Annotated in this window: 1 protein-coding gene; it reads right to left on the bottom strand. The window is 42.1% G+C overall.

Features of this window, described 5'->3' with window-relative positions:
- On the bottom strand, positions 1-1302 hold a 1302-nt coding region (locus GQR56_RS21155), incomplete at both ends, for a transposase (protein WP_166115348.1).

The following is a 1302-nucleotide window of genomic DNA, read 5'->3' as shown; positions in this document are numbered from 1 at the left end:
TTTGTCTACATAGCTCAGCTTTTTGCGTGATTCATTATTTATAAACTGTACTTGTCGCCCCGTTTTAATGGGTGGCTTTCGCATGCATTGCTGCTTTAGCGGGCATGTTTTACAGTCTTTTAAGTAACCACAGAATCGCGTGTATTGCTGGTTATGACTTTTTACATTAACCCCACTTCGCCACATATCATTACCTGCAGGACAGCGGCATGTTTGGTTTGCTTCATCATAATGAAAATCATCTGAGGTAAATAACAGTGGCTTGCCTTTACTGCGTTTTAGTCGGCGCTTTTCTTGCTCCGTTTCGTATGTTTCGCTGTCTTTAAACAGCGGATTTCGTTTTCTAAATTGATTATCCGCAATGTAGGTATCGAACCCGCTTTGCGCCATAAATTCGAGATTTGCTTCGCTGTTAAACCCACTGTCTGCGGTGAACTTAATCGTGTGATCGTCTTTGCGCTTGTCAGTGTTCAATTTATCAAGCTGCTGCTTTAATTGCTTAACAGCTGGCTGTAGGGTTTGTTGCTCACCCACTGAGCCCCACGTTTGAGCTTGCAGTATAATTTGGTGTTTATCGTCATTAATCGCGATGCCGTTGTAGCCTTGAATTGTCCCTTTTGAGGTCGTCATTTTTGCACTATCTGGATCAGTGATATTACTTTTAACAGACTTGCCTTTACTGGCTGTTTTCTCTTCGTGAGTGGCTAAAAACTCGGTGATTTTATCTGCACTTTTATCTAGCTTTTCTTTTTGTTTTAAATCCTGAGTTATCAATTCTTCGCCCAGTCCATCTTGTGATTGGTGGCGTTCAATAATACGTTTGCTTGCGCGTTCTAGTTTTGCTTTTTTGCGACCTAACTCATCGAATGTGCCACTCCACCCTTTACTCGCATTGGACTTTAATTTACACCCATCAATGGCAAACATGTTGCGGCCTATCAAGTCTTCCTCATCACATATCATCAGCACTTGCGTAAAAATCGGCTCAATCTGTTCATGCATTTTAGCAACGAAGCCTGCTATTGATGTGTAATGCGGCTGGATATCTCCCGACACACTCATAAATAAAATGTTCGTCTCACACGCTTTAGCAATTCGACGGCTACTGATCAAACCATGTGCATAGCCCAGTAAAATAATCTTTAGCATTACCGAAGGTGGATACGCCGCCGCGCCCGTTTTGTCATTGTTGTACCACGCGTCAAACCCCGATAAATCGAGTTTATTTTCGACAATATAACAAAGGGCATACTCAAAAGTGCCAGGCAGAATTTGCTCAGCGAAATTGATAGGAATGAATTT

This window comes from Pseudoalteromonas sp. Z9A5, from assembly GCF_011378875.1.
Classification (GTDB): Bacteria; Pseudomonadota; Gammaproteobacteria; order Enterobacterales; family Alteromonadaceae; genus Pseudoalteromonas.
Note: the sequence above shows the minus strand (reverse complement) of the source record. Positions and strands in the feature narration are given on the sequence as shown.